Genomic DNA, 13,748 nt, shown 5'->3' with positions numbered 1-13,748 from the left:
GGGGAGTTGCGGAAGGTGGCGGAAACCCGCTGTCGGCAGCAGCGTTCACCAAGGAAACTACCATCGAATTTAGGCAAGGCAACCCTTACCAGATGGTAGTTCACTTCACCCGATTTTGCCCAATTGACGGGCAGGAAACGGAGGTTGAGGCCGATTCGCCTTTCGGTTCACGGCCCACGCACAGTTGCGATCACGTCCATTTTCAGGGTAGCCAAACCTAAGTAAGTGCAACTTCCGTGGAACGGGGACTTACGTGATTTGGACAAGGCGTCAGGCGCTCTGGACCGGCGGCGGCATAGGAACGGCCGCCCTGCTCACCGCGTGCGGCGGCGGCAAGGACGCGGCCTCCTCACCGGCGGACTCCTCCGGCGGCACCCCCCGGAAAGGCGGCACGCTCCGCGTCGGCGCGCTGGGCCGCGCCTCCGCCACCACCCGTGACCCGCACGGCAATCAGGGCAACGAGAGCGACTACCTGATCATCGCCCTCGTCCATGACACCCTCACCGCACCCGGCCTCAAGGACAACACCGTCGGCCGGCTCGCCACCGCCTGGAAGCCCTCCGCCGATCTCAGGACCTGGCGCTTCACCCTCGCCGAGGGCGCCGTCTTCCACGACGGCTCACCGGTCACCGCCGACGACGTGGTGTGGTCGCTGCGCAGACTCCGCGACACCCCCGCCGGCGCGTCCCGGCTGCCGGGCGTCAAGGCGGAGAACATCACCGCCGACGGCAAGGGCACCGTCGTCCTGGTCTCGGACGTCGCCAACGCCGAACTCCCGCTGCTGACCCGCCTGTCGACGTTCGTCCTCAAGAAGGACACCCCCGACAAGGAGATACCCAAAGCCCCGGGAACCGGCCCGTTCAAGCTCGACTGGTTCCGGGGCGGCAACGCCCGGCTGCTGCGCAACGACAAGTGGCACGGCGGGCGGGTGCACCTCGACGCCGTCGAGGTGACCATGTTCGAGAGCCCCCAGGCCATGGCCAACGCCCTGCTGGGCGGCCAGATCGACCTGGCCTCCAACGTCGGTCCCGTCGCGGCCCGTTCGGCGGCCTCACGCAAGGACGTCCAGCTCGTCCGGCGGCCGGGCGACATGGCGATGCCCCTCGTCATGCGCACCGCCGACGGCCCCTTCGCCGACGTCAGGGTCCGCGAGGCCATGAAGCTCGTCGTCGACCGCGAGGCCATGGTCGAGCAGGTCCTCTCCGGCTACGGAACCGTCGCCAACGACGTGCTGGGCACCGCGGACCCGGCCTACGCCAAGGACCTTCCCCGGCGCACGCGCGACCTCGCCAGGGCCGGGAAGCTGCTCGGCGAGGCGGGCTTCGACCTCTCCAAGACCTATGACCTCGTCACCACCGAGGACGTCCCCGGGCTGGCCGAGTCCGCGACCCTCTTCGCCAACCACGCCCGTGAGGCCGGCGTCAAGATCAAGGTCGTCAAGCAGGAGTCGGGCGCGTTCTACGAGAAGACCTGGCTCAAGGGCTCCTTCTACACCAACTACTGGGGCACCAACGACTCCGTGATCTTCCTCGCCGCCAAGATGATCACCGGCGCCGGGCAGAACGAGGCCGGCTGGTCGGACCCGGGCTTCGACGGCGCGTACCGCAAGGCCGTCGGCGCCCCCGACGAGAAGGCCCGGGCAACGGCACTCCGTGAGCTCCAGCGGATCGAGCACGACCGTTCCGGCTATCTGCTGTGGGGCGTGGCCGACGGCATCGACCTGGCCGGCCCCAAGGTGCGCGACCTGCCCAGGCTGCCCGGCTACGGACGGGTCCAGCTCGAACGCGTCTGGCTGGCCCGTTGACCGGGACGGCGACGGAACGGGCCGAGGCCGCCACCGCCCCGGTGACGGCCTCGGCCCCGCGCCGCGCCGCGACGGCGGCCGTCGGCGCCGGCGTGGTGCTCGCCAAGCGCGCCCTGATGCTGGCCGTGCTGCTCGCCGTCGTGTTCGCCGCCGTCGAACTGCTGCCCGGCGACGCCGCGTCGGCCACCTCCGACCGCGGCGAGAGCGCCGCCGACGCCGCGGCCCGCCGCCGGCTGCTCGGCCTGGACCGGCCGGTGTGGGAGCGGTTCCTGGACTGGATGACGGCCCTGCCCACCGGCGACCTCGGCACCTCCGCCCGCGGTGAGCGCGTCACCGGCCTGCTCTCCGCGCCCTTCCCCAACACCCTCCTCCTCGGCGGCACGGCGTTCGCCGCCACCCTCGCCACGGCGCTCGCCCTCGGCTGCCGGGCGGCCCTGCACCCGGGCGGCCCGGTCGACCGGATCGTCAACATCACCTCCGGGATCGCCCTGGCCCTGCCCGAATTCGTGGTAGCCGTCGGCCTGTTGCTGCCGCTGTCCCTGTGGACCGGGTGGCTGCCCGCCGTCACCCTCACCGCCCCCGACGGCGCCCCCGCCTCCTGGACCATGCTGGTCATGCCCGTCCTGGCCCTCACCGTGCCGCAGGCCGGCTGGAACGCCCGCATCGTCCGCGGCGCGCTGGCGGACCAGGCCGGCGCCCCGCACGTCACGGCCGCCCACCTGGACGGCCTGTCCCCCCGGCGCGTCCTGCTCCGCCACGCGCTGCCCGGCGCGTGGCCCGCGATCGCCACGGGTGCCGCGACGTCCACCGGGATGCTGCTGGGCGGCGCCGTCGTCGTGGAGACCCTCTTCAACTACCCGGGCCTCGGCACCGTCCTGGCCGGTGCCGTGAGCGACCGCGACACACCGGTCATCGCCGGGGTCGTGGCCTGCACCGGGGCCGTCATCAGCCTCGTCCTGCTGTGCGCCGACCTCATCCGTGCCCGCACCCTGGGAGCCCGCCCATGAGCTCCGCCGCCCTCGCCCCCTCCCGCGCCCCGCGCGCCCGCGTGCTCCTCGCGGTGGCGCCGGGGGCCCTGCTGACCCTGCTCGCGCTGACCGGGCCGCTGTTCGCCCCGCGCCCGATGGACGAACCGGTCACCGCGCCCTACGCACCGCCCGGCCCGGCCGCGCTCCTCGGCGGCGACCAGCTCGGCCGCGACGTGCTCAGCCGGATGCTGCACGGCGGCAGCGCCCTCATCGGCGGCGCCCTGGCCGTCGCCGTCGCGGTCACCGCCGTGGCCGCCGTGCTGGGCTGCTTCGCCGTGCTCTCCCCCGCCGTGGGACGGCTCGTCGAACGCGGCGCCGACCTCGCCATCCTGCTGCCGCCGGTGCTGGGCATGATGCTGCTCGCCCTGGCCTGGCCCGGCGGGCGGCTCGCGGTCATGGCGGCCGCCACCGGGCTGGGCGTCCCGTACGCGGTACGCGTCGTCGCGAGCGCGGCCGCGCCCGTCGCCGCGTCCGGCTACGTCGAGGCGGCGGCCGCCGGTGGCGAACGGCTGTGGCACCTGGCGCTGCGCGAGGTGCTGCCCAATCTGCGCGCCACCGTCCTCGCCCTGTTCGGCCTGCGCTTCGTCGCCGCCGTCTACGTCATCTCGATGGCCGGGTTCCTCCAGCTCGGGCCCCGGCCGCCCGCCGCCGACTGGGCGCTGATGATCCGTGAGAACGCCCCCGGCGCGCTCCTCAACCCCTGGGCGGTCGTCGCGCCCAGCCTCGCCGTCGGCCTCTTGGCCGTGAGCGTCAACCTCGCCGCCGACGCGCTCACACCGGCGGCGCGGCGCGCGGCGGTGGGTGCGCGATGACTCCCGGACACGAGGACCCCCGGGCGGGGGAGGGAACACCCACGGACGGACACGCCCGCACGGGCCCGCCCCCCGAGGACACACGCCCCACGGACCCACCCGCTCCCACACACCCGCACATCCCCGCGGCCTTGGCGAATCCCGCCGACCCACATGTCTCCGCAGACCCGCCCGCCCCTGCGGGCCCGGATCGAGCGCCCGTACCCCGACCCGTACCGGTGGGACGGCCCGCGTCCCTTCCCCCGGACGGAGCCTCCCCGGCCATGACCGACAGCCCGGCCGTGGTGAGCGTCACCGGCCTGGAGATCTCCGTACCCGGCGGCCCCACCCTGCTGGCCGGGGCCGGTCTCACGCTCCGGAGCGGCCGGATCACCGCCCTCACCGGGCCCTCCGGTTCCGGTAAGTCCACTCTGTTACGGGCCGTGATCGGCGACCTGCCCGACGGGGCACGGGTCGTCTCGGGCAGCGTCGACGTCCTCGGGCACGACGTCCTCGCCCTGCCCGAGGACCGGCTGCGCGCGCTGCGCCGCCACCGCGTCGCCTACGTCGGCCAGGACCCCGGCTCCGCGCTCGACCCCCGGATGCGTGTCCGGCAGCTCGTCGCCGAGACGGCGGCGGACCCGTCACCGCGCGCCGTACGGAACCTGCTCGCCGAGTGCCTGCTGCCCGTGGCGGACGGGTTGCCCGACCGCCGCCCGGGTGCCCTTTCCGGCGGGCAGCAGCGCAGGGTGGCGCTGGCCCGCGCCCTCGCCCGGCGGCCCGACGTCCTGCTGCTGGACGAGCCCACGGCCGGGCTCGACACCGCGCTGCGCGACGAGATCGCCGGCCTCCTGCGCCACCTGGCCGCCGGCCGGGGGCTCGCGATCGTCCTCGCCTGCCACGATCCCGCGCTCGTCGAGCGCTGTGCCGACGATGTCGTGGACCTCGGCCCGGCCGCCGCCCGTACGGCGCCCGGGCCCACCGCCGCGCTCCCGGCCCGGGCCGCCGCCCTCCCCGCGCGCGGCGGGCCGGGGCCCGGTCTGGCCGCCGAGGGTCTCGTGGTCACGTTCACCCAGCGCGGGCGGTCCCACCGGGCCCTGGCCGGGGTCGGCTTCGCGGTGGCCCCGGGCGAGGCCACCGGCGTCATCGGCCCCTCGGGCTCCGGGAAGACCACCCTGCTGCGCGTCTTGGCGGGGCTGCAACGGCCGGACGCCGGCTGCCTCACCCTGGACGGCCGCGCGCTGCCGGCCCTGGCCCGGCGGCGCGGCCGGGCGGAGCGGCGCCGCGTCCAGCTCGTCCCGCAGAACCCGCTGGGGGCCCTCAACCCCGCCCGTACCGTCGGTGCCACGCTGGCCAGACCGCTCCGCCTGCACCGGGCGGCGGCGCGGTCCGAGCAGGCCGACCGGGTCGCCGAGCTCCTCGGCCAGGTGGGCCTGCCGGCCGACTTCGCCCGCCGCTACCCCCACGAGCTCTCCGGCGGCCAGCGGCAGCGCGTGTCCATCGCCCGCGCCCTGGCCCCTGGGCCCGACGTCCTGCTGTGCGACGAGGTGACGTCCGCGCTCGACCCCGGCACGGCCGGCGCCGTGCTGGAGCTCCTCACCCGGCTCCGGGCCGAGCGGGGGCTGGCGCTGGTGCTCGTCAGCCACGAACTCCACCTCGTGGCCACGCACACCGACACGGTCCACGTCCTCGAAGCGGGCCGGGTCACCGCGGCCGGGGACACCGGGCGGACGCTCCCGGTGGTCGGGTGAGGGCTTCCGTCGGCCCCGGGCGAGCCACCGGTCGTGGGTCACCGCGACGACGGCGCCGGAGACGGGAGGGTACCAAGAAGCCCCTGTTCCCCCGGGGGCTCCCGGGGGAACAGGGGCGGGCCTTCCCCCTCTTACGGTCCGCTACCGGTCCCAGGTGACGGGGAGCCGGTGCACCCCGTAGATGCTCTGGTCGGTGCGCAGCGGCACCTCCTCGGGCGGGCAGGCGAGCCGCAGCGTCGGGAAACGGGTGAACAGGGCCGGGAAGGCCACCCGCATCTCGACGCGCGCGAGCTGCTGGCCCAGGCACTGGTGGATGCCGTGGCCGAAGGCCATGTGCCCGGTGGTCGAGCGCCGCAGATCGAGGGCGTCCGGGTCGGGGAACCGCTCCGGGTCGCGGTTGGCGGCCTGCACCGAGAGGGTGACGGTCTCGCCGGCCCTGATCAGCTGGCCTTCCAGCTCCACGTCCTCCAGGGCCGCCCGGAATCCGGTGTGGGTGATGGTGAGGTAGCGGAGGAGTTCCTCGACCGCCTGGTCGGCGAGTTCCGGCTCGGCGCGCAGGGCGGCGGCCTGCGGGGGGTTCCGCAGCAGGGCGAACGTGCCGAGCCCGAGCATGTTCGCGGTGGTGTCGAGCCCGGCGGCCAGCAGGAAGCTGCCTATGCCGGCGAGTTCCTCGTCGGTGAGGTCGGTGGTGGTCAGGTCGCTGAGCAGGTCGTCGGTGGGGTGGGCGCGTTTGGCCGGGACGAGCGCGTGGACCCGCTCCGTGAGCGAGGTCAGGGATTCCATCATCTGTTCAAGGGTCGCCTCCGGGTCGCTCATCCCCGCGGCGGTGCGCTGGAAGTCCTCACGGTCGGCCTCGGGAACGCCCAGCAGTTCACAGATCATCAGCGCGGGTACGGGGTGGGCGAACGCGGCCACCAGGTCGACGGACGGCCCCCGGCGCTCCATGGCGTCGAGGCATTCGGCGGTGATCTCCTCGACCCGGGAGGTCAGGGCGCGCATCCGGCGGACCGTGAACTTCCCCATGAGCAGGCGCCGGTAGCGGGTGTGCTCGGGGGCGTCGATGCCGGTCAGGTCACCGATCGGGGCCGGGGGCAGCCCGCCTTCCGGGGCGCCCGGGACGGGGAGGTGGAGGAGCTCGTAGCGTGAGCTGAAGCGGCGGTCGGCGAGGACCGCGCGGACCGCCGCGTGACTGGTCGCCAGCCAGCCCAGGTGGCCGTCGGGGAAGCGCATCCGCCGCAGCGGGGTCTGTGCGCGCAGGGTCGCCAGCTCGGCGGGCGGGTCGAAGGGGCAGCCGGCGGGGCGGCTGGTGGGCAGTGTCGCCAGCTCGGTGTGCGGGGCCGCCTCATGGGTGATCTCTTCGTACGGGGCTGTCGACGGTTCGTGCTGCATGGTGTCCTCCTGAACAGGGTGCAGAGTGACGTGCGGTGAACAGTGACGTGCGATTGCCGTGGTGAAGCGGGTGGTGCGGGCAGGGCGGCCCGCCGTGCGGGGCCGCTGCCGTGCGGGGCCGCCCGGCGCGCGGGCCGTGCGGCGCACGGCGGGCGGGGCTCCGGCCCTCGTGGCGCGGGGGCCCGGGTGAGGTGGGGGCCGCCCATGAGAATGCGCGCGGAGAGAAGTGTGGTGTGTCAGGAAACGCGGTGACGTGCGCGGGGTCTCACGCGCGACGGATCACGATGTCGCCGACGCCGGTACGGGCGCGCACCTCTACGGTGCTGTCGGAGTCGCCGGGGCCGTCGGCCGGGCCGAGGGAGTTGCGGACGGCGCCGAGGCGGGTGTTGACGTCGAGCCAGGCGGCGGTGGACTCGCGGATGCCGACCTCCAGATCGCCCATGGCCGTCTGGAGCGTCACCTTGCCGCGCGCCACCTCGTCGACCCTGATGCCGCCATTGGCGGACTTGGCGTCGACGCCGGCGTGCGCGACGCCGATGGAGATGCGGCCGTTGGAGGAGTTGACCCGGAGGTCGCCGGTGACCTCCCCGATCTCGGTGTCGCCGTTGACGTTCTTGACGATCGCGGCACCCGCGACCCGGCCGATGCCGATCCGACCCGCGCCGACGACCTCGGCGTCCCCCGCCACGCGGGCCAGGCGGACGTCGCCGTGGTCGGTCCGCAGATTGACGGCCGCCGCCTCGGCGACCTGGATGCCGCCGAGCGAGGACTTGATCCTGCACTCGCCGAGAGCGCCCTCGCAGACGAAGTCCGCCAGGGGCGAGACGGCCAGGACGTCCGAGCCGGCCGGCAGTTCGACGCTCACGTCGAGGGAGCCCGCCCGGCCGAACAGGGAGCGCTGCTTGGGGCCCTTCACCTCCAGCTTGCCGTCCGCGAAGGTGACCTTCGTCTGCCGAGCGGCCCGCACGTCGGCGCTCTCGGCGCCGTCCGTGGGCAGCACCTCGACGACCGTGTCCGTGCGCTCGCCCGCGGTGATCCGGGCGGATCCGATGTCGAATTCGAGGGAGAGGGAGATCGGTGCGGGGGTGTCGAAATCAGGCATGGCTGTGCCGTCCTCATGACTGTGGTGGGTGATCCCGCGGGTGAGGCGGGCGTGGAGATCCGCCGGGCGCCCCCTAGCGGACCCAGCCCGTGTAGCCCTGGCCGTTCCGCTGGCGGCCGCGCCCCGCGGGCCGTTCCGGCGGGCCGGGTTCCAGGGCCGTGGCGACGGCACGTACCAGCCAGGCGTTGACCGAGAGGCCCTCCTGGCCCGCCGCGTCCTCGATCCGGTTCTTCAAGTGGGCGGAGAGCCGGAAGTTGATGCGCGCGGTGCTGCCGTCGTCCCCCTCCGAAGGGGCGGGCGGCAGGGGCGCCCGCGTGACGGCCGCCTCCTGGCCGCCGGCCTCCTCGTACGGCTCCGGGGCCGGCGGCCGCGTCACCACGAATTCGGGGTCGAGCCCGCGCAGCCGTACGTCGACCGAACCCGGCGCGAGGTCCCGGGTGACCTCGCCCATGGCCGCGGACAGCGCGTTCAGCAGGGTGAGCCGGGCGGCGGACTCCAGCGGCGCGGACAGCCGTTCGGCGAGGGCGCGGGCTTCGTCGCCGCCGGCGCCGGCGGCTACGGCGAGTTCGCGTCGGAGGTTCTCGACGTAGGGCGTGAGGTCCATAACGCCATCATGGCACCATTATGGCGCCACCGCAAGGGGAGGTCGGCGTCTATGTGGCACCATAACGGCGAGGGGGTTTCCCCAGCCCCGCCCCTTCCCGAAACCGGGGGCTTCGCCCCCGGGCCCCCTTTTCCGCGCTTCGCGCGGTGTCCTCAAGCGCCGGACGGGCTGGAAAATCCAGCCCGTCCGGGGCGGAGCCCCGGGAGCGGGAAGGGGCGGGGCTGGGGAAAACCCCCGAACCTCACCGCCCGCACACCCCTCGACCCTCAACTCACTGGTAACCCCCCGCCCACCCCCGATACAACGACCCCATGAAGATTCGCTCAGCGGCAATCACGACCGCCCTCCTCACCGCCCTCACCCTCGGCGCCGCCACCGCACCCCCCGCCCAAGCCGCCTCCCTCCCCCGCTGCACCCAGCCCGCCCGCCTCGACGTGTTCCGGGAAGGCGGACTCCCCCTGCTGGACTGGCGGGAGAACCTCGAGTTCGACGGGCGCGGCACGCTCTGGGTCGCGCATCTGACCAAGAACCGGGTCGAGGGGTACGCCCCCGACGGGACCATGAAGGCGAGCTTCCCGGTGAGCGGCCCGGGTGCCCTGCGGCGCGGCCCGGACGGCATGATGTACGTCAACTACGGGGTGAATCCCCTGACTCCGGGCGCCGGCATCGTCCGGTTCGACCCGGCCGCCGCACACCCGAAGGCCGAGAAGGTCGTGGCGGGGATATCCGGCATCAACGGCCTCGCCATCGACGCCGAGGGCAACTTCTACCTCAGCCGCGAGCTGGCCACCGGCATCCTCAAGATCCGCCCGGACGGGACGAAGGACGAGGCCTGGACGAAGGCTGCCGACGTCTTCGGCGCCAACGGACTGGAGATCGTGGGCGACCAGCTGTACGCGAGCGTCATCACCGACACCACCTCACCGATCGTACGGATCCCCCTGAAGGACCCGGCGGCCCGCACCACGGTCACCAAGCTCAGCCACAACATCCTGGACACCAAGGTCCTCGACGACCTCACCCATTTCGACGGTGACCTGGTGGTCGCGAGCTTCCGCAAGGGCCAGCTGCTCCGGGTGGACCCGGCGACCGGGGCGACCTGCGTCCTGGCCGAAGGGCTGCGGATGCCCAGCAGCGTGCGCGTCGCCCGCGCCTTCGGCGACAACGACCCGCGCCGCGACCTCTTCGTCGTCGAGGCGTCCGGCCGCATCGTCAAGGTGACGGTCGGCTGAGGGGCGGGACCGCGGGCCGGGGCGGCGGGACAGCGGGAACGGCCGTACGAGCGCGGCCCGCCGGAGCGGAATCCGGCGGGCCGCGTCGGAGGTCACGCGCTCAGCCGCAGTTCCCCGCCGGCCGTCCGCGGGTGACCAGGTCGCCGTGGCCCGTGGTGCCGTCGACCCAGATCACCCGCTTGCCGCCCGCGGCGGCGGCCGCGGCCTGCTCGCCGCGGTTGCAGGAGACCCGGGCCCGGCGCGCGCCGTCCGCCGGGAACTGCCACAGCTTGGCGAGCGTCTCGTTGCCGGGCTGCGCGCCGGGGGACGCGGGCACCTGGGAGGTGACCGTCACCGCCTCCTCGGAGGCCGTGACATCGGTGGCGAACAGCGCGTCCGGGGCCTGCTCCTTACTGAGGTCCACCACGCCCGAACCATCGAGGTTCGCCCGCCGTACGGCCCGCTGGCCCTGGTCGGCGGTCTCGTCCGCCAGCCAGTAGACGTGCTTGCCGGTGAGGGCGGTCGGGCCGACGTTGATCGGCTTGCCGAGTTGGGGCATCTCGGTAGTGGAGCCGGTGGCGATGTCCCGGACGTGGACCGAGTACGTGTAGCCGCGGAGCCGCACGTAGGTGCGTTTGGCGTAGGCGAGCTTGCCGCCGGTGAGGGACGGCATGGCGGTCGCGTTGCGGCGGCCACCGGTGTCCATCCACGTCGGCTCCTCGTCACCCGGGCGCAGGTAGGCCACCCGCAGCGGGACTCCGCCGCGGATCGAGGCCGAGAAGGCCACGACGCCGCCCTCGACCCGCACGTCGTAGACGGCCTTGCGGTTGTGCCACAGCTTCTTGACCGGGCCGCCCGCCAGCGGCCGCGACAGGAGGTCGACACCGCCGGACCCGTGCGCCGCCCACACCACGGTCTTCCCGTCCGTCGCCGGATTGACGTGGTAGCGGCCGTCGTTGGGGCTGATCAGCTTCTTCTCCCCGGTGCCGTCGACACGCCCGGCCCAGATCGAGTACGGCTCGGATCCGGTCTCGTCGGACTTGGAGACGGCCCACCAGCCGCCGCCCGACCCGGTGTTCGTCTCCGTGACGTTGAGCCTGCCCAGGAGCTGATCGGAGTCCACGCCGATCGCCCGCTCCCAGTTCGGGACGATGCCGTGGGCGCCGAAGGAACGGGTGACGGTGGCGAGGTCCTTTGCGGGTACGCCCAGGGCCCTGGCGGCGGCGAGGACCGCCGCACGGCCATCGGTGAAGCCGTCGAGAGGTGTGAGGTACTCGGTGAGCGCCTTGTAGACGATCTTGTCGGCGAGGGTGCGGCCGAGGTCCTCGCGGATGTCCCACAGGGCGCCCGAGAAGATGGTGGAGTTGAGGTGGACGCCGCCGTTGTCGGTGCCGAAGCCGACACCGAGGAAGGACTTGGAGGTGGTCCTTCCGTCGTTGAGGTCGCGGATCGCGCACTCGCGCGGCGACTTCGTCCGGCACAGGGTGTCGCCCAGCAGCCCCGAGTCGGGGCTGTCCATGGGGATGCCGAAGGCGTCGGTCTTGACGGCGTTGCCGAAGTAGTCGGCGATCGCCTCGTTCAGGGCGCCCGGCTGACCGGCGTAGACGAGGTCGGCGGAGTTCTCCACCACACCGTGCGTCATCTCGTGGCCCACGACGTCCAGGCCGGCGGAGAGGGGACGGTACTCGGTGTCCCCGCTGCCGTAGACCATCTTGCTTCCGTCCCAGAAGGCGTTCACGTAAGGCATGCCGAAGTACGTCACTCCGACGAGGGAATTGACGGTCATGCCGCGGCCGTTCAGGCTGTTCCGTCCGTGCGCCTCCTTGTAGTAGTCGTAGACCTTGCCCGCCGCCCAGTGCGCGTCGACCGCGCCCGCCTCGGTCGCCTCCTTGCCGAAGGCCGCCGTCGGGGAGCCGAACTCCTTGATGTCCTCGGGCCAGGTGCCGGACACGTCGCCGACGTTCTTGCCGCGCGCGTCCCAGGTGGCGAGGACGTTCTTGGTGCTGTCCCGCATCCGGGAGTGGTCGCGCAGCACGAATTCCCCGCGCGAGTCGTCCCGGGCCAGTTGGAGCCCGACCGGCTTGCCGTCGAGCCTGACCCCCGACCCTTGGACGCCCGGCTCCCCGGGGGCGGGGTCGTCCGCGGCCCGTGCCGGCGCCGCCGCGGCCCCGGCACGGGTGTCCGTTCCGGGAGTACGGGCGGCCGGGGCCCCGAACGTCTTGATCCCGCTGTACTGGAGGACCGGATAGCCGGCCCGCGCGTCGACGTACACCTCGCGCAGTACGGGCGCGCCGGTGGCCGGGTCGGCGCCGCGCACGGTGACGTGGTGGGTGAGCACGCCGGCGCCGCGGGGCAGGACGACGAGGCCGCGGGCGGTTCCGGTCAGCGGGGGCACCACCGTGGCCCCCTCGTCCTCCGTCCCGTCGTCCCGGCCGAATCCGCCGGTGCCGAGCCGCGCCTCGGCCGCCTCCACCGCCCGTTCGACGGCGAGGTCCTCGCCGATCCCGGGTTCGACTCCGGTGGACAGCCCGGTGAAGTACTTTCCGGAGGTGCCGGTGACGACCCTCCCGCCGTCCTTCTTCTCCATCCGGACGACGTACTGGCCGCCCAGGACCGTGACGCCCCGGTGCCGCTGCTGGAGCCGCACGGTCTCCGACGCGCCGGCGGCCGTGGTCCGCAAGGGTCTCAGGTCGCGCTCGGGATCGGCGATCCGGTAGCGGCTCCGCTTCTCCGCGAGGTGCGCGCGTGCCGCGTCGGCCGCGCTCCCCGTGGCCTTCACCGGCTCCCTGAGGCCCTCGACCAGCGCCGGCGTCGCCGTCCGCTGTCCCGGGACGACCCCGCCCGGGGCCGGGGGCGGCGGTGTCGCCGCGTGGGCGGGGGCCGCCGGAACGACGAGTGCGGCGGCGCTGATCAGCGCCGCCGCACCTGTGATGCCGCCCTGTACCCCGGCTGTTCTCGGTCTCCCCGTACGTGCTCTCGGCTTCCGCACGCCATCCCCCTCCAAAGGCGCGCCTCACGGCGCACACCTGACAGCAGGAACTTCGGTCAGGGCAATGGAAACGGGTGACACGGCGCCTCATCAACGGCATACGTCCGCACACCGTCGGCTTTCGGCCTCGGCCGGGCGACGGGGGATCGGGCAGGCGCTCACCGCCGCCGGCCGGCCTCCCCCGGGAGCTCGGAGGCGGGTGCCGGTCCTTCGTTCTCGGTGCGCTGCAAGGAAGACTCCGCGTCGCGTCGGTGGGTCGGGAGGAAGACGGGTCCGGGCGCGTCCGGGCGGTTCCCTCGAACCCACCGCCCACGAACCCACGGGCCGCCTTCGGTCGGGCGACTCGCAGGGTGCTGACTCCCCGATCGAGTGATCGGTAAACGCGACACTGACGAGTACGCACAGTATATGAATAGTACGATGATCAGCCCATCTCACTTTCTTGTGCCTCCAAAGTTTCACTTGACGCCAGCCCACCGGGGCCGCGACCGTTATGGGCCGTACGGGAAACGTCACCGGCGCCTCCCGAGGTGATTTCCTTGGCACCGCCCGGAGCCGATGGGAGATATCCCTGAATTCGCATCCGTTACCTTCCACCACACCACAGTTACCGTCCTTCGAAGACATCCGCGCATTCGTCAACGAAGTGGTTCCTTTCCAGAAGTTCGTGGGCGCGGAAGTGAGAGAGCTCGGGCCCGGACGCGCCGTGGCCGCACTCCCGGACTCCCACGACACGCGCAACCACGTGGGCACCACACACGCCGCCGCGCTCTTCCTGCTCGCCGAGGCGGCCGCCGGCGCGGCGCTCGCCGGAGCGCTGCGAGAACGCGTCACCGCCACGGTCTTCATCCTCCGGGAGTCCCGGATCGAATACCGCAGGAAGGCCCTCGGGGAAATCCGGGCGGTGGCGGACGCACCGGTGGAAGGAATTCCCGAAGGCTATCCGGACCTGCCCGCCGGCGAGCGTTTCGACGTGACGGTGAGAGCTCATCTGCAGAACGCCGAAGGCGAATTCCTGGCCGGCGCCGCGTTCACGTACCACTGCAAGATCCTGCCCGGCTGACCGGGGCACGGCGGAA

At 73.3% G+C, this 13,748-nt stretch carries 10 protein-coding genes; 6 read left to right on the top strand and 4 right to left on the bottom strand.

Annotated features, from left to right (window positions below):
* The first annotated feature begins 253 nt into the window (after nucleotides 1-253).
* The 4 genes from LUZ64_RS06545 (at nucleotide 254) to LUZ64_RS06530 (ending at nucleotide 5,374) form a co-directional block, all read left to right on the top strand.
* Nucleotides 254-1,804, top strand: coding sequence for an ABC transporter substrate-binding protein (locus tag LUZ64_RS06545; protein WP_095579556.1), 1,551 nt, complete (start codon nucleotides 254-256; stop codon nucleotides 1,802-1,804).
* Nucleotides 1,789-2,811 carry an ABC transporter permease gene (locus LUZ64_RS06540; RefSeq protein WP_372471948.1) on the top strand — a complete coding sequence of 341 codons (1,023 nt, stop codon included), beginning with the start codon at nucleotides 1,789-1,791 and terminating at the stop codon, nucleotides 2,809-2,811. Before LUZ64_RS06545 ends, LUZ64_RS06540 begins: the two co-directional genes overlap by 16 nt.
* Nucleotides 2,808-3,644, top strand: a complete 837-nt coding sequence (locus tag LUZ64_RS06535; protein WP_095579557.1) for an ABC transporter permease subunit — start codon at nucleotides 2,808-2,810, stop codon at nucleotides 3,642-3,644. Before LUZ64_RS06540 ends, LUZ64_RS06535 begins: the two co-directional genes overlap by 4 nt.
* Before the next feature lie 263 nt (nucleotides 3,645-3,907).
* Nucleotides 3,908-5,374 carry an ABC transporter ATP-binding protein gene (locus LUZ64_RS06530; RefSeq protein WP_095579558.1) on the top strand — a complete coding sequence of 489 codons (1,467 nt, stop codon included), beginning with the start codon at nucleotides 3,908-3,910 and terminating at the stop codon, nucleotides 5,372-5,374.
* A 141-nt stretch (nucleotides 5,375-5,515) separates the two neighbouring features.
* Here the strand turns inward: LUZ64_RS06530 and LUZ64_RS06525 are convergent, their stop codons facing one another.
* From LUZ64_RS06525 to LUZ64_RS06515, 3 genes are all read right to left on the bottom strand, one after another.
* Entirely contained in the window at nucleotides 5,516-6,763 is a 1,248-nt protein-coding gene (locus LUZ64_RS06525) for a cytochrome P450 (RefSeq protein ID WP_095579559.1), read from the bottom strand.
* A gap of 265 nt (nucleotides 6,764-7,028) precedes the next feature.
* A complete protein-coding gene (locus LUZ64_RS06520; protein ID WP_095584920.1) occupies nucleotides 7,029-7,865 on the bottom strand; it encodes a DUF4097 family beta strand repeat-containing protein in 837 nt (278 codons plus the stop codon).
* 73 nt (nucleotides 7,866-7,938) lie between these two features.
* The gene (locus tag LUZ64_RS06515) at nucleotides 7,939-8,469 is read right to left on the bottom strand and encodes a hypothetical protein (RefSeq protein WP_095584921.1); all 531 of its coding nucleotides are present in this window, start codon (nucleotides 8,467-8,469) and stop codon (nucleotides 7,939-7,941) included.
* Between the two features lie 311 nt (nucleotides 8,470-8,780).
* Here LUZ64_RS06515 and LUZ64_RS06510 point away from each other — a divergent pair, with 311 nt between their 5' ends.
* Entirely contained in the window at nucleotides 8,781-9,701 is a 921-nt protein-coding gene (locus LUZ64_RS06510; protein WP_232389761.1) for an SMP-30/gluconolactonase/LRE family protein, read from the top strand.
* Between the two features lie 100 nt (nucleotides 9,702-9,801).
* Here the strand turns inward: LUZ64_RS06510 and LUZ64_RS06505 are convergent, their stop codons facing one another.
* Entirely contained in the window at nucleotides 9,802-12,669 is a 2,868-nt protein-coding gene (locus LUZ64_RS06505; protein WP_095585325.1) for a M4 family metallopeptidase, read from the bottom strand.
* Nucleotides 12,670-13,162: 493 nt separating this feature from the next.
* Between LUZ64_RS06505 and LUZ64_RS06500 the strand changes: the two genes are divergently transcribed.
* A complete protein-coding gene (locus LUZ64_RS06500) occupies nucleotides 13,163-13,732 on the top strand; it encodes a DUF4442 domain-containing protein (protein ID WP_095585326.1) in 570 nt (189 codons plus the stop codon).
* Nucleotides 13,733-13,748: the final 16 nt, after the last annotated feature.

Source organism: Streptomyces albireticuli (assembly GCF_021228125.1).
GTDB classification, from domain to species: domain Bacteria; phylum Actinomycetota; class Actinomycetes; order Streptomycetales; family Streptomycetaceae; genus Streptomyces; species Streptomyces albireticuli.
The sequence above is the reverse complement of the archived record's forward strand: the minus strand, read 5'-3'. Positions and strand labels throughout refer to the sequence as shown.

What these genes read in the sequence shown, in the direction of transcription:
- LUZ64_RS06530 (WP_095579558.1), top strand. Translation starts at nt 3,908, where the DNA reads ATGACCGACAGCCCGGCCGTGGTGAGCGTCACCGGCCTGGAGATCTCC.
- LUZ64_RS06510 (WP_232389761.1), top strand. Translation starts at nt 8,781, where the DNA reads ATGAAGATTCGCTCAGCGGCAATCACGACCGCCCTCCTCACCGCCCTC.
- LUZ64_RS06525 (WP_095579559.1), bottom strand. Translation starts at nt 6,763, where the DNA reads ATGCAGCACGAACCGTCGACAGCCCCGTACGAAGAGATCACCCATGAG.
- LUZ64_RS06500 (WP_095585326.1), top strand. Translation starts at nt 13,163, where the DNA reads ATGGGCCGTACGGGAAACGTCACCGGCGCCTCCCGAGGTGATTTCCTT.
- LUZ64_RS06520 (WP_095584920.1), bottom strand. Translation starts at nt 7,865, where the DNA reads ATGCCTGATTTCGACACCCCCGCACCGATCTCCCTCTCCCTCGAATTC.
- LUZ64_RS06535 (WP_095579557.1), top strand. Translation starts at nt 2,808, where the DNA reads ATGAGCTCCGCCGCCCTCGCCCCCTCCCGCGCCCCGCGCGCCCGCGTG.
- LUZ64_RS06515 (WP_095584921.1), bottom strand. Translation starts at nt 8,469, where the DNA reads ATGGACCTCACGCCCTACGTCGAGAACCTCCGACGCGAACTCGCCGTA.